Origin of the sequence: Pseudoruegeria sp. HB172150, assembly GCF_013184805.1 — a bacterium.
Classification (GTDB): Bacteria; Pseudomonadota; Alphaproteobacteria; order Rhodobacterales; family Rhodobacteraceae; genus Psychromarinibacter.
In genome coordinates, this window is sequence record NZ_JAATNG010000003.1 from 344,861 (window position 1) to 366,495 (window position 21,635).

General features: G+C 65.7%; 24 protein-coding genes, 1 tRNA gene and 2 riboswitches. Of the genes, 13 read left to right on the forward strand and 12 right to left on the reverse strand.

The genetic code is table 11. The features are described 5' to 3' along the window. The first annotated feature begins 77 nt into the window (after positions 1-77). From HCO70_RS16375 to HCO70_RS16390, 4 genes are all read left to right on the forward strand, one after another. On the forward strand, positions 78-764 hold the full coding sequence (locus tag HCO70_RS16375; protein ID WP_172298102.1) for a YafY family protein: 687 nt from the start codon (positions 78-80) through the stop codon (positions 762-764). Between the two features lie 55 nt (positions 765-819). Beyond that, positions 820-1,683, forward strand: coding sequence for a DMT family transporter (locus HCO70_RS16380; protein ID WP_172298104.1), 864 nt, complete (start codon positions 820-822; stop codon positions 1,681-1,683). 68 nt (positions 1,684-1,751) lie between these two features. Continuing rightward, the gene (locus HCO70_RS16385) at positions 1,752-2,465 is read left to right on the forward strand and encodes a cytochrome c biogenesis CcdA family protein (protein WP_172298106.1); all 714 of its coding nucleotides are present in this window, start codon (positions 1,752-1,754) and stop codon (positions 2,463-2,465) included. Between the two features lie 11 nt (positions 2,466-2,476). Further along, on the forward strand, positions 2,477-2,881 hold the full coding sequence (locus HCO70_RS16390) for a thioredoxin family protein (protein ID WP_172298108.1): 405 nt from the start codon (positions 2,477-2,479) through the stop codon (positions 2,879-2,881). 10 nt (positions 2,882-2,891) lie between these two features. On the opposite strand, the gene HCO70_RS16395 is transcribed toward HCO70_RS16390, so the two are convergent. The 4 genes from HCO70_RS16395 to HCO70_RS16410 form a co-directional block, all read right to left on the reverse strand. After that, positions 2,892-3,836 (reverse strand): AEC family transporter, encoded by a 945-nt coding sequence (locus HCO70_RS16395; RefSeq protein ID WP_172298110.1) that lies wholly within the window; start codon positions 3,834-3,836, stop codon positions 2,892-2,894. A 3-nt stretch (positions 3,837-3,839) separates the two neighbouring features. Further along, entirely contained in the window at positions 3,840-4,949 is a 1,110-nt protein-coding gene (gene aroC / locus HCO70_RS16400) for a chorismate synthase (protein WP_172298112.1), read from the reverse strand. Between the two features lie 81 nt (positions 4,950-5,030). Then, positions 5,031-6,218, reverse strand: a complete 1,188-nt coding sequence (locus HCO70_RS16405; RefSeq protein WP_172298114.1) for an MFS transporter — start codon at positions 6,216-6,218, stop codon at positions 5,031-5,033. After that, on the reverse strand, positions 6,219-6,800 hold the full coding sequence (locus HCO70_RS16410) for an NADPH-dependent FMN reductase (RefSeq protein ID WP_172298116.1): 582 nt from the start codon (positions 6,798-6,800) through the stop codon (positions 6,219-6,221). Between the two features lie 74 nt (positions 6,801-6,874). On the opposite strand from HCO70_RS16410, the gene soxR reads away from it, so the two are divergent. The 7 genes from soxR to HCO70_RS16445 all read left to right on the forward strand — a co-directional run bounded on the left by soxR (position 6,875) and on the right by HCO70_RS16445 (position 13,010). After that, on the forward strand, positions 6,875-7,342 hold the full coding sequence (gene soxR, locus HCO70_RS16415; RefSeq protein ID WP_172298118.1) for a redox-sensitive transcriptional activator SoxR: 468 nt from the start codon (positions 6,875-6,877) through the stop codon (positions 7,340-7,342). A gap of 38 nt (positions 7,343-7,380) precedes the next feature. Beyond that, positions 7,381-7,479: riboswitch (TPP riboswitch) on the forward strand. Positions 7,480-7,512: 33 nt separating this feature from the next. Then, entirely contained in the window at positions 7,513-8,493 is a 981-nt protein-coding gene (gene thiB, locus HCO70_RS16420) for a thiamine ABC transporter substrate binding subunit (protein WP_172298120.1), read from the forward strand. A 36-nt stretch (positions 8,494-8,529) separates the two neighbouring features. Further along, a riboswitch (TPP riboswitch) is annotated at positions 8,530-8,637 on the forward strand. A 34-nt stretch (positions 8,638-8,671) separates the two neighbouring features. Next, entirely contained in the window at positions 8,672-9,664 is a 993-nt protein-coding gene (gene thiB / locus HCO70_RS16425; protein WP_172298122.1) for a thiamine ABC transporter substrate binding subunit, read from the forward strand. Positions 9,665-9,813: 149 nt separating this feature from the next. Then, on the forward strand, positions 9,814-11,367 hold the full coding sequence (locus tag HCO70_RS16430) for an ABC transporter permease subunit (RefSeq protein ID WP_371742249.1): 1,554 nt from the start codon (positions 9,814-9,816) through the stop codon (positions 11,365-11,367). Next, positions 11,354-12,052 carry an ATP-binding cassette domain-containing protein gene (locus HCO70_RS16435; RefSeq protein ID WP_172298123.1) on the forward strand — a complete coding sequence of 233 codons (699 nt, stop codon included), beginning with the start codon at positions 11,354-11,356 and terminating at the stop codon, positions 12,050-12,052. Before HCO70_RS16430 ends, HCO70_RS16435 begins: the two co-directional genes overlap by 14 nt. 51 nt (positions 12,053-12,103) lie before the next feature. Continuing rightward, positions 12,104-12,655, forward strand: a complete 552-nt coding sequence (locus tag HCO70_RS16440) for an RNA polymerase sigma factor (RefSeq protein ID WP_172298125.1) — start codon at positions 12,104-12,106, stop codon at positions 12,653-12,655. Next, positions 12,648-13,010 (forward strand): DUF6768 family protein, encoded by a 363-nt coding sequence (locus HCO70_RS16445; RefSeq protein ID WP_172298127.1) that lies wholly within the window; start codon positions 12,648-12,650, stop codon positions 13,008-13,010. Before HCO70_RS16440 ends, HCO70_RS16445 begins: the two co-directional genes overlap by 8 nt. 146 nt (positions 13,011-13,156) lie before the next feature. Here HCO70_RS16445 and HCO70_RS16450 read toward each other — a convergent pair whose 3' ends face one another. The 3 genes from HCO70_RS16450 to petA form a co-directional block, all read right to left on the reverse strand. After that, on the reverse strand, positions 13,157-13,918 hold the full coding sequence (locus HCO70_RS16450) for a cytochrome c1 (protein ID WP_216665489.1): 762 nt from the start codon (positions 13,916-13,918) through the stop codon (positions 13,157-13,159). Between the two features lie 119 nt (positions 13,919-14,037). Beyond that, a complete protein-coding gene (gene petB, locus HCO70_RS16455; protein WP_172298129.1) occupies positions 14,038-15,375 on the reverse strand; it encodes a cytochrome b in 1,338 nt (445 codons plus the stop codon). 11 nt (positions 15,376-15,386) lie between these two features. Beyond that, a complete protein-coding gene (gene petA, locus HCO70_RS16460; RefSeq protein WP_172298130.1) occupies positions 15,387-15,971 on the reverse strand; it encodes a ubiquinol-cytochrome c reductase iron-sulfur subunit in 585 nt (194 codons plus the stop codon). Between the two features lie 295 nt (positions 15,972-16,266). Between petA and HCO70_RS16465 the strand changes: the two genes are divergently transcribed. Next, a complete protein-coding gene (locus HCO70_RS16465) occupies positions 16,267-16,947 on the forward strand; it encodes an outer membrane protein (RefSeq protein WP_172298132.1) in 681 nt (226 codons plus the stop codon). Between the two features lie 54 nt (positions 16,948-17,001). Here the strand turns inward: HCO70_RS16465 and HCO70_RS16470 are convergent, their stop codons facing one another. The 5 genes from HCO70_RS16470 to dapF all read right to left on the reverse strand — a co-directional run bounded on the left by HCO70_RS16470 (position 17,002) and on the right by dapF (position 20,950). Continuing rightward, on the reverse strand, positions 17,002-17,607 hold the full coding sequence (locus HCO70_RS16470; protein WP_172298283.1) for a glutathione S-transferase: 606 nt from the start codon (positions 17,605-17,607) through the stop codon (positions 17,002-17,004). 92 nt (positions 17,608-17,699) lie between these two features. Next, positions 17,700-18,119, reverse strand: coding sequence for a cytochrome c (locus HCO70_RS16475; RefSeq protein WP_253913330.1), 420 nt, complete (start codon positions 18,117-18,119; stop codon positions 17,700-17,702). Positions 18,120-18,228: 109 nt separating this feature from the next. After that, positions 18,229-18,852, reverse strand: coding sequence for an FMN-binding negative transcriptional regulator (locus HCO70_RS16480; RefSeq protein WP_172298134.1), 624 nt, complete (start codon positions 18,850-18,852; stop codon positions 18,229-18,231). Beyond that, on the reverse strand, positions 18,852-20,114 hold the full coding sequence (gene mtaB, locus HCO70_RS16485; RefSeq protein ID WP_172298136.1) for a tRNA (N(6)-L-threonylcarbamoyladenosine(37)-C(2))-methylthiotransferase MtaB: 1,263 nt from the start codon (positions 20,112-20,114) through the stop codon (positions 18,852-18,854). Before mtaB ends, HCO70_RS16480 begins: the two co-directional genes overlap by 1 nt. Beyond that, entirely contained in the window at positions 20,114-20,950 is an 837-nt protein-coding gene (gene dapF, locus HCO70_RS16490; RefSeq protein ID WP_172298138.1) for a diaminopimelate epimerase, read from the reverse strand. The genes mtaB and dapF overlap by 1 nt, the downstream gene beginning before the upstream one ends. A gap of 107 nt (positions 20,951-21,057) precedes the next feature. Here dapF and HCO70_RS16495 point away from each other — a divergent pair. Then, a tRNA-Lys gene (locus HCO70_RS16495) sits at positions 21,058-21,133 on the forward strand. Positions 21,134-21,635: the final 502 nt, after the last annotated feature.

Genomic DNA, 21,635 nt, shown 5'->3' on the forward strand with positions numbered 1-21,635 from the left:
AATCTCCATTCCGGTTGATGAGAAGATAGCACCCGTTATGCTCCGGCTATCCTGTCAGATTCCGTCAGGAGGCCCGCATGGCCCGCCCCGACCGCCTGTTCCGCCTTTTGCACCTTTTGCGGACCCTGCCGCCGCCGGTCACCGCCGCGCGGCTGGCGGAGGAGACGGGCGTTTCGGAGCGCACGCTTTACCGGGACATCGACAGCCTGCGGGCGGCGGGAGCGTTGATCGACGGCGAGGCGGGGTTCGGCTACCGGCTGACCGAGGACCCGGCGGTGCCGCCGCAGATGTTCGACCGGCTGGAGGTGGAGGCGCTGGTTCTGGGGCTGGCGGAGGTGCAGGCGACCGGCGACGGGGCCCTAGCGGAAGCGGCGGGCGCGGCACTGGCCAAGATCACCGCGCGCCTGCCGGAGCGGGTGGCGCAGCAGGTCGCGCATTCGGTGACGCTGGTCTACCGCTACGAGAGCGGGCGGCGTGCGTCGGAACTGCTGGCGCCGCTGCGGCAGGCGTCATGGGACGAGGTGGCGGTGGACATCGCCTATCGCGATGCGGAGGGGCGGCGGACGCGGCGGCGGATCTGGCCGTTGGCAGTGGCGTTTCTGGAGCAGCGGCAGCTTGTTCTGTCATGGTGCTGCCTGCGGCAGGATTACCGGAAATTCGACCCGGAGCGGATGGAGGGGCTGGAAGTAACTACGGACTCGTTCCGGCCGCACCGGGTGTCGATGTTGCGTGATTACGTGGAGCGGTTGCGGCGCGGGGGGTGACCTTCACCCGACGGCGAGATAAGCCGTGCTTCGGGCAGTGAACCGGAGGCAGGTCTTGGATATCCGCGCGATCTTCATGGGGGTGGTGTTCGCCTTTATTTGGGCGTCCGCCTTTACCTCTGCGCGGATGATCGTGGCGGACGCACCGCCGCTGACGGCGCTGGCGCTGCGGTTCCTGATATCCGGGGTGATCGGGGTAGGACTGGCGCTGGCGCTGGGCCAGAGCTGGCAGCTGACACGGCGGCAATGGGTGGCCATCGTCGTTTTCGGACTCTGCCAAAATGCCCTTTATCTGGGACTGAATTTCGTCGCCATGCAGACAATCGAGGCGTCGCTGGCGGCGATCATCGCCTCTACCATGCCGCTGCTGGTGGCGCTGGGCGGGCTGCTGTTCTTTGGCGAGCGGGTGCGGCCACTGGGCCTGATCGGGCTGGTGCTGGGGATGATCGGCGTGGCGCTGATCATGGGATCGCGGATCTCGGGCGGGGTCGACATGTACGGGCTGGTGCTGTGCGTGCTGGGGGTGCTGTCGCTGACTGTCGCGACTCTATCGGTTCGCAGTACCGGGTCCAGCGGCAACGTCCTGATGATCGTCGGGCTTCAGATGCTGGTGGGGGCGTCGGTGCTGGGGATCGCGGCGGTGCTGCTGGAAAGCTGGGAGGTGAACTGGACCTGGCGTTTGGGCGCCGCCTTTATCTACACAACGCTACTGCCCGGGCTTGGAGCGACATGGATCTGGTTCCTGCTGGTAAACCGGATCGGGGCGGTGCGCGCCGCGACCTTTCACTTCCTGACTCCATTCTTCGGGGTCGCGGTGGCGGCGGCGCTGCTTGGCGAGGCGCTGGGCGTGATGGATGTGGCAGGCGTCGGGGTCATCATGCTGGGCATCCTGGCGGTTCAGCTTTCGAAACAACGCTGACGGGCATGTGATCGCCTGTCAGTGATGTTCAGGTGACTTGAGGTCACGCATCGCCAATCCTGCGGGCGATGGAACTTATCCTGGCATATGGCGCGGGGCTGCTGACGCTAATCAACCCGTGTGTCCTGCCGATCCTGCCGATCGTGCTGGCGAGCGCGCTGCAGGCGGGGCGCCACGGACCGCTGCTGGTTGCCGCGGGGCTGAGCGTGTCTTTCGTAGTGCTGGGGCTGGCGGTGACGACGCTTGGCTACGCCATCGGGCTGACGCCGGAAATGGTGGCCGATGCGGGCGCGGTGCTGATGATCGGGTTCGGGCTGGTGCTGCTGGTGCCACAGTTTTCTGCACGGTTCGAGACGGTGACGGCGGGCGTGTCGGCACGGGCCGATGCGGGGATCGACGGGCTGGAGCGGACCAGTGCGCGGGGCCAGTTCCTGGGCGGCATGCTGCTGGGCGCGGTGTGGAGCCCCTGTATAGGGCCTACTTTGGGCGGCGCGATTTCCCTGGCGAGCCAGGGCGAGAGCCTGCTGCGGGCGGGGGCGATCATGGTGGCCTTCGCGGCCGGCGTGTCGACGATCATCGTGGCGCTGGGATACGGCGCGCGCCAGGTGATCCAGAGGCGGCAGGCGTGGATGCGGACGGTCGCCGGGAAGGCCAAGCCGATCCTTGGCGCGGTCTTCGTGATGGTGGGTGTTGGGATCCTGTTCCGGGTCCATCACTACCTTGAATTCTGGGCGCTGCAGGTGCTGCCGCCCTGGCTGACGGATCTATCGGTGTCCTTGTAAGGGAGAGAGTGATGAAGCGACGTGCATTTCTGGCCGGAACCGGAGCGGTGATGATGGCCGGCCCCGCGCTGGCGGTGACGGCCTACATGCCCGGGTTGGTGACGAAGGAACTGAACGCGGGGAAGACGGTATTCCTGGATTTCAAGGCGAGCTGGTGCACGACCTGTGCCGCACAGGAACGGGTAATCAATGCGCTGAAAGCGGAGAACCCGGCCTATGAGCAGGCGATCAGCTTTATCAACGTGGATTGGGATGAGTACGGCCGGTCGGACCTGGCGCGGTCGCTGAAGATACCGCGACGGTCGGCTCTGGTGGTGCTGAAGGGCAACCGTGAGCTTGGGCGGATCGTGGCCGGAACCGGGCGCGACCAGATCAAGGCGCTGATGGATACGGCGCTGGCGGCGGCGGTGGCCTGAAAGTCAGTCTCTAGACCAGGATCGCGAGCAGCGCCGTCAGGGTGACGAAGGCGCAGGTGGTCGCGGTGACCACGGCGATGGCGGCGATACCTTCGTGGCCGTAGGGCTGGGCGAGGATCGTGTAGATCGACACCATCGGCATCGCGGCGGTGAGGATCGCGGCGACGCGCAGGTCTGGTGCGAGGGGTGCGAAACCGAGCAGCACGACCAGCGTGGCGGCGAGGGCGACCAGTGCGGGATGGAGGATCAGCTTGCCAGCGGTAATCTGCAGCGCGAGGGCGCGGTTTCCCTTGAGCGGCAGGCCGAAGAGCGAGCCGCCGATTACCGCGAGCGCAAGCGCGCTGGCGGAGGCGGCGAGCAGGCCCAGCATTCGGGTCAGCGGTTCAGGCATGGGCAGGCCCGTGAGTGAGACGGCGAGGCCGAGCAGAAGACCGATGATGAAGGGGCGCGACAGGAGTTGCCGGAGGATGTTGCCGAGGATCCTGAGCGGGCCGCGGTTTTCCTGCGGTCGCGACAGTTCCAGAAGGCCGAGGCAGATCGGCATGAAAACGAAGTTCTCGGCGATGAAGTTCATCGCGAGGATGCGGCCCGCATCTTCGGGGAACAGCAGCAGCATCACCGGGTAGCCGATGAAGGCGGAATTCGGGAGCGACATGCCGAGCACGGCGATGGCGCGGCGGGCGGGGCCGGTGCCAAGCGCCGAGAAGGCGGCGTAGCCGACGGCGATGGTCGCGAGGCCGCCGATCAGGATGGTCGTCAGGTAAGCGGGGTCGATCACCTCTGACAGGTTGCGGCTGGCGACGGCGCTGAACAGCAGGGCGGGGAGCGCGATGTTCAGGACATACTTGCCGAGCGTGCGCATGTCGGCGGGGCTGAACAGCCCGCGCGCGGTGACCACGTAGCCGATCCCGATGATGGCGAAGATCGGGAAGGTGATGCCGAGGACCTGGAGCATGTGTCAGGCCGGCCCGATCGGGCCTCTCTGGCCACCGGTCTGGGCCCGGTCGAGCAGGATGTGGTCGAGGAGCACGCAGGCGGCCATGGCTTCGCCGACGGGAACGGCGCGGATGCCGACGCAGGGGTCGTGGCGGCCCTTGGTGACGATCTCTGCCGGTTCGCCCGACTTGGTGATCGTCTTGCGCGGTTTCAGGATCGAGCTGGTGGGTTTGACGGCGAAGCGGACGACGATGTCCTGCCCCGTCGAGATGCCGCCGAGGATGCCGCCGGCGTGGTTGGAGCTGAACTGCGGCTGGCCGTCATTGCCCATGTAGATCTCGTCGGCGTTCGCCTCTCCGGTCAGCTCGGCGGCGGCCATGCCTTCGCCGATCTCGACGCCTTTCACGGCGTTGATCGACATCATCGCGGCGGCAAGATCGGTGTCTAACTTGCCATAAACCGGGGCGCCGAGGCCGGGCGGGAAGCCCTTCGCCGTGATCTCGATGACAGCGCCGACGGAGTTGCCGGATTTGCGGAGGTCATCGAGATAGGCGGCCCAGGTTTCGGCGGACTGCGCGTCGGGGGTCCAGAACGGGTTATTGCCGATCTGGTCCCAGTCGAAGCGGGCGCGGTCGATTTCATGCGCGCCCATGCGGGTCATGTAGCCGGTGATTTCGGCCTTTGGCAGCAGCGCCCTGATCGCTTCGCGCGCCACGCCACCCGCCGCTACACGGGCGGCGGTTTCGCGGGCGGAGGACCGGCCGCCGCCGCGATAGTCGCGGATGCCGTATTTCTGCCAGTAGGTGATGTCGGCGTGGCCGGGGCGAAATTTCTCGGCGATGTCGCCGTAATCCTTGGACCGCTGGTCGGTGTTACGGATCATCAGCTGGATCGGGGTGCCGGTTGTGGTGCCTTCGAAGACGCCCGAGAGGATCTCTACCTCGTCGGCCTCGCGCCGCTGCGTCGTGAACTTCGAGGTGCCGGGTTTGCGGCGGTCGAGCCAGTGCTGGATCATCGCGGGTTCCAGCGGCACGCCTGGCGGGCAGCCATCGACGGTGGCACCAAGCGCGGGGCCGTGACTTTCGCCCCACGTGGTGACGCGGAACAGGTGGCCGAAGGTGTTGAACGACATGGACGTTTCCCCGAGGTCGGTGGCCAGCGGTTAGCAGAGCGCCGCGCGCAAGGCAACGAGGGCCGGCGGCCCCGGGGCTGGTCAGGCGGTGACCCCGGATTCGTTGCGCGGGCGGCGGAAGCCGACGAGGACCGCGGGGACGAAGAGGGCGAGAACGCCCGCGCCGATGAAGAACGCGGTCCTGTAGCCGAGATTGTCGATCAGCGGCTGGCTGAGGAACGGCGAGACGAACTGGCCGAGGAAGATTGCGGTGGTGATGGCGCCGCTGACTGTGCCGCGCCGGTGCGGCGGGGCGACGTCGAGCGCGATGGCGACGAAGGTGGGCATCACGATGCCGACGCCGATACCGACGAGGGCGGCGCCCGCGCCGATTACCGGCAGGCCGCCGGAGAGGTGCAGGACCCAGAAGCCGATGGACATGAAGACGTAGCCGGCAGCGGGGGTGCCGGCGCGGCCGCACCAGCGGCGGATCGCGCCGAAGAACAGAGATGCGGTGCCGGCGGCGAGAACCACGACGCCCATGGCGAGGCCGGCGAGCTTGGGGTCTTCATGGCCGCTGGAGGCGAGGAAGTAGGGCAGCTGCGTCGGCATCACGTAGAACAGCGCGAAGGTCAGGCCGCAGAGCAGGATCGTGAGGCAGAGAGTGAAGAGCCAGCCGGGTTCGCCGCCGCTGGCGCCGGGGCCGTCGTGGCCCGTGGGCTCGGGCGCGTGGCTGTCGGGGAGCGCGCGTTGGAGGAAGGGGATGTAGAGCAGGGCGATGCCGTAGAGGGCGAAGGGGAAGATCGGGTTCAGCCCGGCGAGCCAGCCGGCGGCGGCGATGAAGAAAAATCCGCCGAAATTGACGGCGGACATCTGGTAGCCCATGAAGCGGCCGCGTTTTTCGCCGGCGAAGATGTCACCGAGGAGCGCCGCCTGCGCCGTCATGACGAGGGCCACGGAGAAGCCGAGGATCAGACGGCTGGCTAGTAGGATGTGCAGGTCGCGCAGGTAGAGCCCGGCGGTGCCGGCGATGGCGAACAGGCCGACGCCGAAGATCAGCTGTTTCTTGCGGCCGAAGCGGTCGGCGGCCATGCCGGCGAAGGGCGCGACGAAGGCGATCAGCAGCGCCGGCGCGGTGACCAGCAGGCGGGTCAGCAGCGCGGCGTTCGGCGTTTCGGAGAACATCGCCTCGATCCCCGGCAAGCCCGGGCTGATCGTGGCGTTCGACATTATGGTGAGCGAAGCCGCCAGAAGCAGCGCGATCGCCCGGGGGTCCCGGAGTATGTCCATTCAGGCGGCTCGTTGTTCGTAGGGGTTTTCGGCGCGGGCACTGCGCAGGGCTCGCGCCCACCATGTAAGGCAGGCGGCGAAGGCGTCCATGGCGGTTTCCGCGGTTACCGCGACGTCATCCTCTATCAAGGTGCTTCCGGGGCCGAATTTTTTCCAGGGCGACGAGAAGCTGACCGTTTCGCGGATGGTCACGGCGTGCAGCTCGGCAAAGACGGGGCGGAGTGACTCCACGGCGCGCAGGCCGCCGGACAGGCCGCCGTAGGAGACGAAACCGACCGGTCGCGCGGCCCATTCCGGCTTGGCCGCGTCGATCAGGGTTTTCAGAGGGCCGGGCGCGGCGTGGTTGTATTCCGGCGTGACGATGACGAAGCCGTCCATGCCTTCGAGCTGCCAGCGCAGGGTTTCGACGGCATGTGCCTCGCCGGTCTGAACCGGAAGCAGGGCCGGGGTCTGCGGGTCGATGACATGGGTGGCGAGGCCGCGCTTGCGCAGCTCGCGGTCGGTCCATTCGGTGACAGTGTCGTTGAAACGGCCGTCGCGAATGCTGCCCTGGATCAGGGCGATGTCGAGTTGGGCGGGCATGGGAAATCCTTGTGTCCTGAACAGGTTTCAGCCACCCTACGGCCTTAACTATAGTTGAGGACAAGGGGAAAGATATGAGGAAAAACAAAGACAAAGCTCATCCACCGAAATATCTTTCCGTTGGCATGCTGTCGGAGCGCAGCGGCGTGCCGGTCTCTGCGATCCACTTTTACGAGCGCAAGGGGCTGATCCGGTCGGAGCGGGATGCGGCCAATCACCGGCGGTTTCCGCGGTATACTTTGCGCGTTCTGGCGGTGATCCGGGTCGGGCAGAGCGCGGGGATCCGGCTGGAGGAAATCCGCGAACGGCTGGGCGACGCGACGCGGGGCAAGGCGCTGAGCCGGGAGGACTGGGCAGCGATCTCGGACGGATGGCGCGCGGATCTGGAGGCGCGGATCGCCGCTTTGGCCCGTATCAGAGACAAACTGACAGGGTGCGTCGGCTGCGGTTGCCTGTCGATGGACAAGTGTCCGGCGGTCAATCCGGGCGACCGGGTGGCGGCGCAGGGGCCGGGTGCGCCGGGGCTGGACGGGCGCATGTGAGGCGGTTCTTGTCATCCCCGTGACAGCGCGCTAGGTCTTCCGGCACCTCGGGGAGCCCGCAAGGGCTGAGACGCGAAAGCGGACCCGTCGAACCTGATCCGGTTAATACCGGCGGAGGGAAGGTTAATGGATATGCCTCCAGCCTGACCCCGTCACAATGGAGGACTGTCATGAGATATTCGATCATCGCCACGGCCCTGTTCGCGTTTGCCCAGCCCGCGCTGGCGCAGGACAAGCCCGTTCTGACCGTTTACGCGCCCGATTACTTCGGCTCCGAATGGGGGCCGGGGCCCGCTATCGAGGAGGGGTTCGAAGCGCGGTGCGACTGCGACCTTGAATATTCCATCGGTGCGTTGCTGCCGCGGCTGTTGCTGGAGGGCGAGGACACCAAGGCCGACATCGTCATCGGCTTCAACACCGACGTGACCAAGCGGGCGCGGGAGACCTGGCTGTTCGCGCCGCACGGGCAGGACAATGCCTCGCTGGACCTGCCGATCGAGTGGACGGACGACATCTTTCTGCCGTTCAACTGGGGGCACACGGCCTTTGTCTACGATACCGACCGGGTGGAGAACCCGCCGAAAAGCTTTGCCGAACTGCTGGAACGCGACGACCTGAAGATCGTGATCCAGGATCCGCGGACCTCGGCCTCTGGCCTGGCGCTGCTGTTGTGGGTCAAGGCGGTGTTCGGCGACGAAGCCGGCGCGGCGTGGAAGGAACTGGACGACAGCATCCTGACCGTCACCAAGGGCTGGTCAGAAAGCTATGGCATGTTCACCGACGGCGAGGCGGACATGGTGCTGAGCTACACGACCTCTCCTGCCTATCACCTGATCGCAGAGGACGACCCGACGGTGAAGGCGGCGATCTTTCCGGAAGGGCATTACTTCATGACCGAGCTGGTCGCGCAGGTGAAGGGCACCGGTCAGCCGGACCTTGCGCAGGCGTTCATGGACTACATCCTGACGGAGGAGTTCCAGTCGACGATCCCGACGGCGAACTGGTCGCTGCCGGCTAAGATGCCGGAAGCGGGGCTGCCGGACGGGTTCGACACCCTCGACATGCCTGAAAAGGCCTTATTCTACGACGAGAACGAGGCCGACGCGCTGCGTGAGCCGGCGCTGGCGGAATGGCTGGAGGCGCTGTCGTAACGGCGCTTGTGGCCGGCGGGACCTCGCGTTACGGTCCCGCCTACCTCGGGGTGCGCCGGACGATGTCCGGGGCTGAGATGCGCAAGCGAACCCGTCGAACCTGAACCGGTTAATACCGGCGGAGGGAAGGTTGGATGTCTCCAAACTGCCCGTTTCCGTCGGCCATGGAGGACATCCGATGCGGACACCCATCATCGCCACGGCCCTGATTGCCACGTTTGCCGGGCCCGTTCTGGCCCAGGACAAACCCGTTCTTCGGGTGCTGACCTATGACAGCTTTATCACCGAATGGGGGCCGGGCCCGCAGATAGAGGCGGCTTTCGAGGAAACCTGCGGCTGCGACCTGCAGCTGATCGGGTCCGGGGACGGCGCGGCCCTGCTGTCGCGTATCCGGCTGGAAGGCGCGCGGAGCGACGCGGACGTGGTGCTGGGGCTGGACAACAACCTGATGGCGCTGGCCAAGGAAACCGGGCTGTTCGCACCGCACGGGATCGAGGCGGAGCTGGACCTGCCGATCGCGTGGGACGACGACCTGTTCCTGCCGTTCGACTGGGGCTATTTCGCTTTTGTCTATGACACGACGAAGCTGTCGGACGTGCCGGGGAGCCTGGAGGAGCTGGCGGCGAGCGATCTGCAGGTGATCCTTGAAGATCCGCGCACCTCGACGCCGGGGCTCGGGCTGCTGATGTGGGTCGAGTCGGTGTTCGGCGATACTTCGGGCGCGTATTGGGAGGCGCTGTCGGACAATATCCTGACGGTGACGAAAGGGTGGTCGGAAGCCTATGGCCTGTTCCTCGATGGCGAGGCGGACATGGTTCTGAGCTACACGACCTCTCCCGCCTATCACATCGTCGCAGAGGACGATGCGACCAAGGCGGCCGCGGCGTTTTCGGAGGGGCATTACATGCAGGTCGAGGTGGCGGGAAAGCTGGCGGGAACGGACCAGCCGGAACTGGCGGACACGTTCCTGCGCTTCATGCTGACCGACGGGTTCCAGGGGGTGATCCCGACGACGAACTGGATGTACCCAGCGGTGCTGCCCGAGGTCGGTTTGCCGGATGGGTTCGGCGGGCTGGTCGAGCCGGATGTTGCGCTGATGTACCCGCCGGAAGAGGCCGACAGCGCGCGGGAGGCGGCGCTGGAGAAATGGCTGGCGGCGCTGGCGCGGTAGGGGGCGGCGCTTATGGCTATGTTGTGCGATGGGGGGCTCTGCCCCCCGCCGTCCATCGTGCTTGCACCGATGGCGCACTCTGGACGGCCCCCGGAATACTTGCGGCCAGAAGAGGCTAGGGTGGATTTCCCTTCGCTGGAGACGTTCGCGTGCGGGTGATCGGCGGGCTGATACAAGCGCTGGCGGTGGCCCTGGTTCTGGCGCTGACGCTCGGCACGCTGGCTGCGGTCGCGTGGCGTGCGGAGGAGGCGCCGCGGCTGGGGCCGGCGGAGTGGGCGGCGATCCGGTTCACGCTGATACAGGCGGCGCTGTCGGCGGTGCTGAGCGTGGCACTGGCGGTGCCGGTGGCGCGGGCGCTGGCGCGGCGGTCGTTCCCGGGGCGAAGCGTGCTGGTGACGCTGTTGGGCGCGCCCTTCATCCTGCCGACCATCGTCGCGGTTCTGGGGCTGCTGGCAGTGTTCGGGCGGAACGGGCTGCTGTCGGTCTTGCTGGTTTTGCTCGGGTTAGAGCCTGTCCAGATCTACGGGTTGCATGGCGTGGTGCTGGCGCATGTGTTCTTCAACCTGCCGCTGGCGACACGGCTGATCCTGCAGGGCTGGCTGGCGATCCCGGCGGAACGGTTCCGGCTGGCGGCATCGCTGGGAATGGGACCGGGCGAGGTGACGCGGGTGCTGGAATGGCCGATGCTGCGGTCTGTCGTGCCCGGGTGCCTGCTGGTGATCTTCCTGATCTGCACTACAAGTTTCGCGGTGGCGCTGGCGCTGGGCGGGGGGCCCCGGGGCACGACAGTGGAACTGGCGATCTACCAGGCGTTCCGGTTCGAGTTCGATCTTGGGAAGGCGGCGTTGCTGTCGCTGATCCAGTTCGGGATCTGCGCGGTTGCGGCGCTGGCGGCGTGGCGGGTGGCGCTGCCCGGTGGGTTCGGCGGCGGGCTGGACCGGGTGGTGGAACGCTGGGGGATCGGATCGTTCTGGCTGCGGGCGCAGGACGCGGCGGTGGTGGTGCTTGCGGCGGCGTTCCTGCTGGTGCCGCTGGGTCTGATCGTGGCGCGGGGCGTGCCGGGGATCGGGTCGCTTGGCGCGCCGGTCTTTGCGGCGACGGGTCGGTCGCTGGCGGTGGCGCTTTTATCGGCCCTGCTGACTCTGGTGCTGGGGCTGGCGCTGGCGGAGTTGGCGCAGCGGCGGCGCGGACGGTACGCGGCCTGGGTTGAGGCGCTGGCGGCGTTGTCGATCGCGGTGTCGCCGCTGGTGATCGGGACCGGGCTATTCATCCTGATTTTCCGGCTGACGGATCCAGTGGCGCTGGCCCTGCCGATCACGGCGGTGGTGAACGCGCTGATGAGCCTGCCCTTCGCTTATCGGGCGATGGCGCCCTCCTTGGCGGAAATAGAGACTGTTTACGGGCGGCTGGGGGACAGCCTGGGGATGCGCGGCTGGGCGCGGCTGCGGTATCTGGTGCTGCCGAGGCTGGCGCGGCCGATGGGGTTTGCCGCCGGTCTGGCGGCAGCCCTGTCGATGGGGGACCTCGGGGTGATCGCGCTGTTCGCCGATCCGGACCGGGTGACGTTGCCGATGCAGCTCTATGCGCTGATGTCGGGGTACCGGATGGAGGAAGCGGCGGCGGCGGCGCTGTTGCTGCTGTTGTGCAGCCTCGGGCTGTTCTGGGTGTTCGACAGAGGAGGACGGCTGCGTGCTGGCGCTTGAGGGGATCGTTGTGGAGCAGGGCAATTTCCGCCTGACGGCGGATTTCGTCGTGGAGGCCGGAGCGCGTGTGGCCGTGCTGGGGCCGTCGGGGGCGGGCAAGTCGACACTGCTTAGCGTGGTGGCGGGGTTTCTGGCTCCGGATGCGGGGCGTGTGCTGTGCGACGGGCAGGACCTGACCGGGCTGGAGCCGGGGGAGCGGCCGGTGTCCATCGTGTTTCAGGACAACAACCTGTTTCCGCACCTGACGGTGGCGCAGAATGTCGGGCTGGGGGTGAAGCCGTCGCTGCGGTTGTCGCAGGAGGAGGCGGCGAAGGTGGAGGCGAGCCTGAAACGCGTCGGGCTGGAGGGATTCGGCGGGCGAAGACCGGCGGAGCTGTCGGGCGGGCAGGCGAGCCGGGTGGCGTTGGCGCGGGTGCTTCTGCGGGCGCGGCCGGTGATGCTGCTGGACGAGCCGTTTGCGGCGTTGGGCCCGGCGTTAAGGACGGAAATGCTGGAACTTGTGAGAGAGGTCGCGGCGGAGACGGGCGCGACAGTTCTGATGGTTACGCATGATCCGGGCGATGCGGCGCGTCTGGGCGGGCAGACCGTGCTGGTGGCGGATGGCATGGCGCGGGCGCCGGTGGAAACGCAGGCGCTATTGGCCGACCCGCCGCCGGAGCTGCAGGAATATCTCGGCGCGGGTTGAACCGGATCGCGTCGCGGCGTCACCTTTAGGGTGTGACAGCGGCGGGACGCAATGCGCGACAAGGCGAGGATATTCGAGGAGCTGCTGGTGATGCGGGCGCAGGCGGGGGACCGCGGGGCGCTCGATCAGCTGGTGCGTCGCCGACATCCGCGGATGCTGGCGCATGCGGCGCGGCTGCTCGGGAATGCGGACCAGGCGGCGGACGCGGTGCAGCAGGCGTGGATGGATATCCTGCGCGGGCTGTCCGGGTTACGCGATCCGCGGGCGTTTCCGGCGTGGTCCCTGCGGATCGTCACGCGAAAGACGGCGCGTACGATCGACGGGGCACGGCGGCAGCGGGAGCTGGCGGGTGCGGTCGAGGTGCAGACCGAGACAGTCGTGCCGGAAGACGGGCCGGCAGCAGTGGAGGCGGCCGCGGTGCGGCGGGCGGTATCGGCGCTGCCGCCGGCGCAGGCGGCGACCGTAGCGCTGTTCTACCTCGAAGATATGAGCATCGCCGAGGTGGCGATGGCTTTGGATATTCCGCCGGGTACTGTGAAAACCCGGCTGATGCATGCGAGAGCGGCGCTGAGGGCCGCTTTGGATGGAGGCAAAGATGACTGAGAGACTGGACAAGCTGATTGAGGAGGCGCTGCGCGCAGAAGATAGCGCGATCTGGGAGGCGACGCAGGAAAAGGGCTATTTCGCCCTTGGAATGAGCCTGTTTCGCGGACGGTTGGGCTGGATGACCTGGGTGATCATGGTAGTGCAGACCGTCATGTTCCTGGCGGGCGCGTGGTGCGCGGTGCGGTTCTTTGGCACGACGGATGTTCTGATGGCGCTGCGCTGGGGGTTGAGCGCGACGGTGCTGTTCATCCTTGCGACCCAGCTGAAGCTGAGCCTGATGCCCCAACTGCAGGCGGAACGGATCCTGCGGGAGCTGAAACGCGTGGAGCTGATGCTGGCGCAGAAGGAGTGAGAGGCGGCGGGGTACTGGTGGTGCCGGCCCGTACGCGGTGCCTGCAACTTCGCCTATTGCGCTTTGCCGAACTGAAAACGCCCCCGCAGAAAGTTGCGAGGGCGTCTTTTTGATTGAGTGGCTTTCCGAACCGTGCCGGGCCGCGATTACTCGGCCGGTGTGGCCTTGCCCTTCTTGATCGGCGCCCAGATGCGCTTGTTGGTCAGGTAGAGCAGCGAGGTCAGCAGCACGAGGAAGATCACCGCGACGAGGCCGGTCTGCTGGCGGGCCATCATCTTGGGTTCCGCCGTCCACATCAGGAAGGCGGCGACGTCCTGAGCCATCGACTCCACGTCGTTCGGGGAGCCGTCCTCGAATTCCACCGCCTCGTCGTAAAGCGGCGGGGCCATCGCGATCCAGCCGCCGGCGAAGGCGGTGTTCTCGTAGAAGGTCGTGCCCGCCTCGACCTTTTCCTCGCCGGTATAGCCGGTGAGGATCGAGGTGATGTATTCGGCGCCGCCCATGCCCTTGAAGAACTGGTTGATACCGGTGCCGTAGGGACCGTGGAAGCCGGCGCGGGCCTTGGCCATCAGCGACAGGTCCGGTGCGCCGACAGAGTCGTTTGCCGGGAAGTGGTCGGTCGGGATGGCCGGGCGGTAATCGTCCAGCTCGGCATCGAAGACCTCGAAGTTCTGTTCCGCGTAGGCGCGAACCTGATCTTCGGGCAGGCCGACCCCGCCCTCGTCACCGAGGGTACGGAGCGGAACGAATTTCAACCCGTGGCAGGAGGAGCAGATCTCTGTGTAGACCTGCAGGCCGCGCTGCAACTGGTACTGGTCGTAGGTACCGAAGGGACCTTCGAAGGAGAACTGGTAGTCATGCGTGTGGCCCTCGGCATGAGCGGCGTCGGCATGCTCCTCTTCGGCCATGGCGCCTTCGCCATGGCTATCTTCTTCCTGGGCCCAGGCGGCCATCGGCGCAGCGCCGAGGGCCAGGGAGATGACGAAGGCGGAAAGGGTCTTGTTGCGGATCATCAGTCTCGCCTTTCTCACTCGGCCGGTTTCACGTCGCCGGAGGCCACGGAGTCGGGATAATGCTCGGCAAAATCCTCTTCGATGGTCGCAGGCTGCGGCAGCGGTTTCTCGATCACGCCGAGCAGCGGCAAGATCACCAGGAAGTAGGCGAACCAATAGGCCGCGCCGATCAGAGAGATCGTCGAATAGGGCGGTTCGGCCGGCTGTGCGCCGCACCACATCAGGACGACGAAGTCGATGGCCAGAAGCCAGAACCACCATTTGAACATCGGCCGGTACTTGCCCGAACGGACCGACGAAGTGTCGAGCCAGGGCACCAGCGCCATTACAAGTATCGCGCCGAACATCGCCAGCACGCCGAAGAACTTGGCGTCAACGATGCCGCCGGTGATCCAGCTTGCGAACATCACCACCCAGACGTCGGAGGTGAAGGCGCGCAGGATCGCGTAGAACGGCAGGAAGTACCATTCGGGCACGATATGCGCGGGCGTCGCGAGGGGGTTCGCCTCGACATAGTTGTCGGGGTGGCCGAGGTAGTTCGGCATGAAGCCGACAATCGCGAAGAAGATCAGCAGGATCAGCGACAGCGCGAACAGGTCCTTGATCACGAAGTAGGGCCAGAACGGCAACGTGTCCTTGGCCGCTTCTTCCTTGGAGCCGCGGCGGACCTCAACCCCGGTGGGGTTGTTGTTGCCGGTGGTATGGAAGGCCCAGATGTGCACGATTACCAACCCGGCGATGACGAAGGGCAGGAGATAGTGCAGCGAGAAGAAGCGGTTCAGCGTGGCGTTGTCCACGGCGGGTCCGCCAAGCAGCCAGGTCTGGATGTCGGGGCCGACGAACGGAATGGCGCCGAACAGGCCGGTGATCACCGTGGCGCCCCAGAAGGACATCTGGCCCCAGGGCAGCACGTAGCCGAGGAAGCCGGTGGCCATCATCAGCAGGTAGATCAGCATGCCGATGATCCATGTCACCTCGCGCGGGGCCTTGTAGGAGCCGTAGAACAGGCCGCGGAAGATGTGGATGTAGACGGCGAAGAAGAACAGCGAGGCGCCGTTGGCATGCAGGTAGCGCAGCATGAAGCCGCCGTTCACGTCGCGCATGATGTGCTCGACCGAGGCGAAGGCATTGGAAACATGCGGCGTGTAGTGCATCGCCAGGACGATGCCGGTGACAATCTGCAGTGCGAGGCAGAATGCCAGAACGATGCCCCAGATCCACCACCAGTTGAGATTCTTCGGGGTGGGGATCATGATCGTGTCGTAGATCAGCGAAACCACCGGCAGGCGCACGTGCAGCCACTTTTCGAAGCCGGTCTTGGGTTCGTAATGGTCGTGGGGAATTCCAGCCATGATATCCTCCCTTAGCCGAGCACGATGGTATCGGCGCCGTCGAAGGCGGCGACCGGAACCGGCAGGTTTTCAGGCGCGGGACCTTTGCGGATCCGGCCGGCGGTGTCGTAGTGCGAGCCGTGGCAGGGGCAGAACCAGCCGCCGAAGTCGCCGGCATTGCCGAGCGGTACGCAGCCCAAGTGGGTGCAGACGCCCATCATGACCAGCCATTCCTCGGGATTCGCGACCTCGGCGCCTTCAGCCGGAGGCAGGGCGCGGTTGGCGTCGGTCGCGGGTGCGTCGTCATCCAGGTTGGCGTTGCGCGCGTTCGGGTCCGGCAGCGTATCGACGTCGACGGCGTTCGCCTCTTCGATTTCTTCCTGCGTGCGGCGACGGATAAAGACCGGCTTGCCCAGCCATTTTACAGTGAGCTGCGTGCCTTCGTCGACGCCGCTGACATCGACGCGAATCGAGCTGAGTGCCTGGACGTCGGCCGAGGGGTTCATCTGGTTGACCAGCGGCCAGGCGACCGCGCCGGCGGCCACAACGCCGGCACCGGCAGTCGCGTAGTAAAGAAAGTCGCGACGCGTGCCTTCGTGATCATCTGCGTGGGACACGAGCGTTTCTCCATTCCTGGGCCGTTTTCGGCCCGAATTCCGATCTTGGGCGCGGAAGAGCCCCCGCACCTTATGCACCGCCGTAATATTCGCGAAGCCGTGAGGGGTAAAGCGGGCATTCGCCCGTGGCTGGGGCGCATTGTCGCAATCAGGCCCGGAAAGTTAAGAAATCCTGTTGAATCTACAGGAGATGTTACCCATTTGCCTCTGGCCAAGCGGTGCGGGATTTGAAATTCTGCGGCCGGACAAGCCGAAAAGCCCGTGGAAAAGCGGGAACAGAAGGGGCCCTTGTGGCATGAGCGGAAAATACATCGTTCGGAGCCTGGTAGCAGGCGCGTTCGCATGCCTGTTTCTGGCTGCGCCCGCCACGGCGGAGACCGAGCTTAGCTTTTACACCGGATACCAGACGGCGCCGCACAGCCGCGTCGAGGGCAACGACCCGACCGGGGTGGGTTCGTTCAGCTTCCTGTCGGAATGGGAGGGCCGGTCCTTCGAGATGCCGCCTTACTGGGGGGTTCGCGCCACCTGGTGGACGCCCCGCAACCCGAATCTCGGCTTTGGCCTCGATTTCTCGCACAACAAGGTCTACGCGTCCGACGAGACGCTGGCCGATAACGGGTTCAATACGCTCGAATTCTCCGACGGCATCAACACGGTGACGGCGAATGTCTGGTACCGCTGGCCCGGGCAATGGGCGAACGGACGACTGACGCCCTATGTCGGCGCCGGTGCGGGCCTTTCGATTCCCCACGTCGAGGTGGATACCGGCGGTGTGGAGACGTTCAACTACCAGATGACCGGCGTCGCGGTGCAGGCGGTGGCCGGGCTCAAGTACAATATCAACGACCGCTGGGGCCTCTTTGGCGAGTACAAGGGCGTGTACTCGATGAACAAGGCCGACCTGGACGGCGGCGGTACGCTTGAGACCGACCTGATGACCAACGCGCTGAATGTCGGGGTGTCCTTCAGCTTCTGACGCTGTCCGGACAAGGCTCGGGTTTGGACCGTCCTAGGGTTATCTGGCTCTGAGTCAGGCTTTTGGCGTCGTTTCAGCCATGGTTTTGCGCGTCGAGAAGGTCTCGTACCACGCGGCCAGGCCGTCGCGACCCTTGCGCCAGTCGCGGTCGCCATGGCGGAAATCGAGATATCCCAGTGCGCAGGCGACCGCGATCTGCCCCATATTCAGCGGTCCGGCGAGGTGGCCCATCCAGCGGCTGCCGACGGCGTCGAGGGCTCGGGCGACCTTGTCCCATTGCGCGTCGACCCAGGCGGCGTAGCGGATGCCCTCGGGCCGCGAGCGGCCCTCGTAGACCATCAGCACCGCCGCATCCATGATGCCGTCCGCCGTTGCCTCGAGCGTCAGGATTTCCCACAGCCTTGCCTGCGGGTAGAGGCCGGTGTTGGCGCGGGCGTCGAGGAACCGGCATATCACGCGGCTGTCATAAATCGCTGGGCCATCGTCGCGTGTCAGGCAGGGGATCTTGCCCAGCGGGTTCTGCGCGACCGGCATCTGTTCCGTCGCGAGGGGGTGGCCGATGGCGAAGACCGTCTCGACCTCGTCGAACTGGCCGGTTTCGCGGAGCACCACCTGCACCTTGCGGCAGAAGGGTGAGGCGGGGTTGTCGTAGAGCTGCATCATCGGCGGATCCTCCTGCCGCGGACCGTAGGGTCGCGGCGCAGGGATGTCCATTGGCCGGGCGCCGTGTGGCGCCCGGCCGTTTGTATCGTTTACTGCTGGATCGATTCCAGGTAGAGCGCCAGCGACAGTATTCGGCCGCGTGTCTCCAGCACATCGCTGATGTCACCGGTCATCGGCGTCGATTCATCGGCCAGATTGGCCATGAACACGTCGCCGAAGGTCGGCATCGGCCCGCCATGGCCGCGCAGCCCCGTCCGCCCGTCGATGATGTGGATCACGTCGAGCATCGGGAATGCGCCTTCATTTCCGGCCGCCAGCGCGGTCAGGTCCGGGACCTTTTCCGTCAGCAGTTCGGTCAGCGGGCCATCGCCCTTGCCGGCCTCGCCGTGACAGGTTGCGCAATGCTGTGCGTAGAGCGCTGCGCCGTAGCCGGCATCTTCAGCCTTGGCGGCAGTCGTACCTAACGCGATTCCGAGCATGGCTGTGGCAGCAATGATCCTTGGCTGCATTTGCTTTACTCCTCCCAACAGGAACATGCGCGTTTCCGTAGGGGTATGCTGCTGGTGGCGCGGGAGGGTGCGCTTTGACATACATCATTGCGAATATGAAATGCGTGCGTTATTCGGCGGGCGGAGACTGCATCGCGGCCGCTAGGGCCGCGAGTTCTGCGCCGATGCCGTCGCGGGCGATGGCGTCAGCCGCGCGCAGGCGCACTTCTTCGTCCTTATTCTGGCCGAGTTTCCAAGTGCCGTCGATCTGGCTGACGCGGAACGTGAACGGCACGATCATGCGTAACAGGCGCTGCAGGACGTCTTCGGTCATCTTGGCGCTTTGCCAGACCGGTTTGGGGGCGAGCTGTATTTCGAATTGCTCCGACAGGCGGTCGAGCATCGGCAGGAGTTCTTCCTGCGGGCGGCGTTCCAGGGTGCCGCGCAGGTGGACCGCGACGTAGTTCCAGGTCGGGACCTGATCGTCGATGCCGTACCAGTCGGGGGAAACGTAGCTATCGGGGCCCTGTACGGCGATGGCGGCAGATAGCGTTTCCCTGCAGGCGGTGGCGATGGGGTTGGAGCGGACGAGGTGCAGCTCTGCCTGCGAGCCATCTTCGTTCAGGACGAAGGGAATGTGCGAGAGCATCGGCGCGGGGTCGCCGTTGACGGCGAGGATGCCGAAGCCGCGGGTGTGCGCGAAGGCGATGTTCTGTGCGTCGTCCGCTTTCCGGAAAATCGGGTTCGGATGCATCAGGCCGCGATCAGGCGGTTGCCGTCATGGCTAGCGATGCGGGTGCTCACGATCTGTCCCTCGGGCTGCGGTGCGGTGAAGGTGACCTCGGCGAACTGCGCGGTGCGGCCGAGGGTTGGGCTTTCCATCAGCACGGCATGATCCTGACCTACCTGCGCGGTGAGGTGCTTTGCGACGGCTTCGGTGCCGGCGGCGCGCAGGCGTGCAGCGCGGTTCTTGATCGCGGTGCCGTGGACCTGCGGCATGCGCGCGGCGGGGGTGCCTGGGCGCGGGGAATAGGGGAAAACGTGGAGCCAGGTCAGGCCGCAGTCCTCGACGAGTTTCAGAGAGTTCTCGAACATCACTTCGGTCTCGGTCGGGAAACCGGCGATGATGTCGGCGCCGAAGGTGATGTCGGGGCGTAGTGCGCGCGCCTCTTCGCAGAAACGGATCGCATCGTCGCGGAGGTGGCGGCGCTTCATCCGTTTCAGGATCATGTCGTCGCCGGCCTGCAGGGAAAGGTGCAGATGCGGCATCAGCCGCGGTTCCTCGGCGATGGCGCGCATCAGGTTCTCGTCCGCCTCGATCGAGTCGATAGAGGAGATGCGCAGGCGCGGCAGGTCGGGGACCAGTTTCAGGATCCGCATGACGAGATCGCCGAGGCGTGGTTCGCCCGGCAGGTCCTGACCCCAGGAGGTCAGGTCGACGCCGGTCAGCACCACTTCGTTATAGCCGCGCTCGACCAGCCGCCTGATCTGATCCACGGCGACCCCGGCGGGGACAGAGCGGGAATTGCCGCGGCCGAAGGGGATGATGCAGAAGGTGCAGCGATGGTCGCAGCCGTTCTGGATCTGGACGTAGGCGCGGGACCGGGTGCCGAAGCCGTCGATCAGGTGGCCGGCGGTTTCCGTCACCGACATGATGTCGTCGACCTGCACCGGTTCCGTCTGTCCGATCAGGTCGGGGGCGAGGCCGCGCCAGGTGGCGGGCTGCATCTTTTCCGCATTGCCGATGACATGGTCGACCTCTGCCATGGCGGCGAAGCTGTCGGGGTCGGTCTGCGCGGCGCAGCCGGTGACGATGACGCGGGCCGTCGGATTCTCGCGCCGGAGGCGGCGGATCTCCTGCCGGGCCTTGCGGACGGCTTCCTGCGTCACGGCGCAGGTATTGACGATGACGGCGTCGCCGACGCCGTGGGCAGCGGCGAGTTCTTTCATCGCCTCGGTCTCGTAGGCGTTCAGGCGGCAGCCGAGGGTTGTGAATTTGGGGGCGGCGCGGTCCATCACACCGTCTCCAGGAAGGCTTCGGTGAGGTGGCCCGAGAAAACATGGGCGGTGGGGCCGGTCATCCAGACGCCTTCTTCCTCCCAGTCGATATAGATGTCACCGCCGTCGAGGGTGATGGTTACGCTGTGCCCGGTCAGGCCGCGGCGCACGGCGGCCACGGCGACGGCGCAGGAGGACGAGCCGGAGGCCAGCGTAATGCCAGTGCCGCGCTCCCACACCCGCATGCGCAGGTGGTTGGGGCCGATCAGATGGGCGAACTGTACGTTGGTGCGTTCCGGGAAAAGCGGGTGATGCTCCAGTTCGGGGCCGCGCGTGGCGAGGTCGACAGCCTCGGCATCGTCCACGAAGAAGGTGCAGTGCGGATTGCCCATGCCGGTAGCGACGGGGTCGCCCTCTATCGGCAGCTGCAGGGTGTCGGTTTCCCGGGCGAGCGGGATGTCGGCCCAGTCCGTGATCGGTGCGCCCATGTTGACGCGAGTCATCCCAGCGCCGGCATCTTCGCAGTCCAGCATGCCGCGCTCGGTGCGCAGCATCAGCTTGTCGGTGCCGGTTTCCTGCATCAGAAACCGGGCGATGCAGCGGGTGGCGTTGCCGCAGGTGGCCGAGGGCGAGCCGTCGGCGTTGTAAAAGATCAGGCGCGCGTCGGCGTCGGGATCCGATTCGACGACCGCGAGCTGGTCGAAACCGACCCCGCGATGCCGGTCGCCAAGCCGCTCTGCCAGGGCTTTGGTCACGATGGGTCCGCCTTCGCGGCGATCTATCACCACGAAGTCGTTGCCCAGCCCGTGCATCTTGTGGAAGGCAAGGCCCATATGTCCGCCCTGATCGCGCATGGCGCGGCATATAGACCCCTGTGGATATGGAATCCAGTACCCGTGTTTTTCAGGGCGTTTTTGGCCTTGACCGGGCAGAGCGGTTTACCTAGGTAGGCGCCTCGAGTGGGCCGTTAGCTCAGTTGGTAGAGCAACTGACTTTTAATCAGTGGGTCGCAGGTTCGAATCCTGCACGGCTCACCACTTTATCAAAGCCTTAGGTGGAAGCGGCTAAGCCTTTCGCTTTTCTTGGCTACCACATGGCTACCACAGCGCCGGTCATGATGGCGAGCCATTGAAGGCCGCTTCCAGTCCATTCGCCTGCCATTCGCGCGGGCGTGGCGAGGGCCCTGTCGCGTGAAATTTCCACCTGTCCCAATCCCGTGAAACTTGAGATGGCATCCTGCGCGCCAGGCATCGAAATCCGAAGCTACAGAAATCGCTGTTACTTCTGTTACCTTGTTACCACTCTATGTAACTTATTGAATTTGCGTAACTTAATCGGGCCAAAATGGTAACAAAACCGGTAACAGAGCTGGGCAACTCTGTTACCAGTAAGCCGCTGAAATCCATTGATAATCAACTTATGACCACGGCCGTTGAGGGTCATTTCCCCTCCAATGAGTGATGTGATGTTGCCCCAGAAATCAGATCCCACTGAATGCTTTGGTCGCTTGAACCCGGTGCCCAGGCAAGCACGACGCAC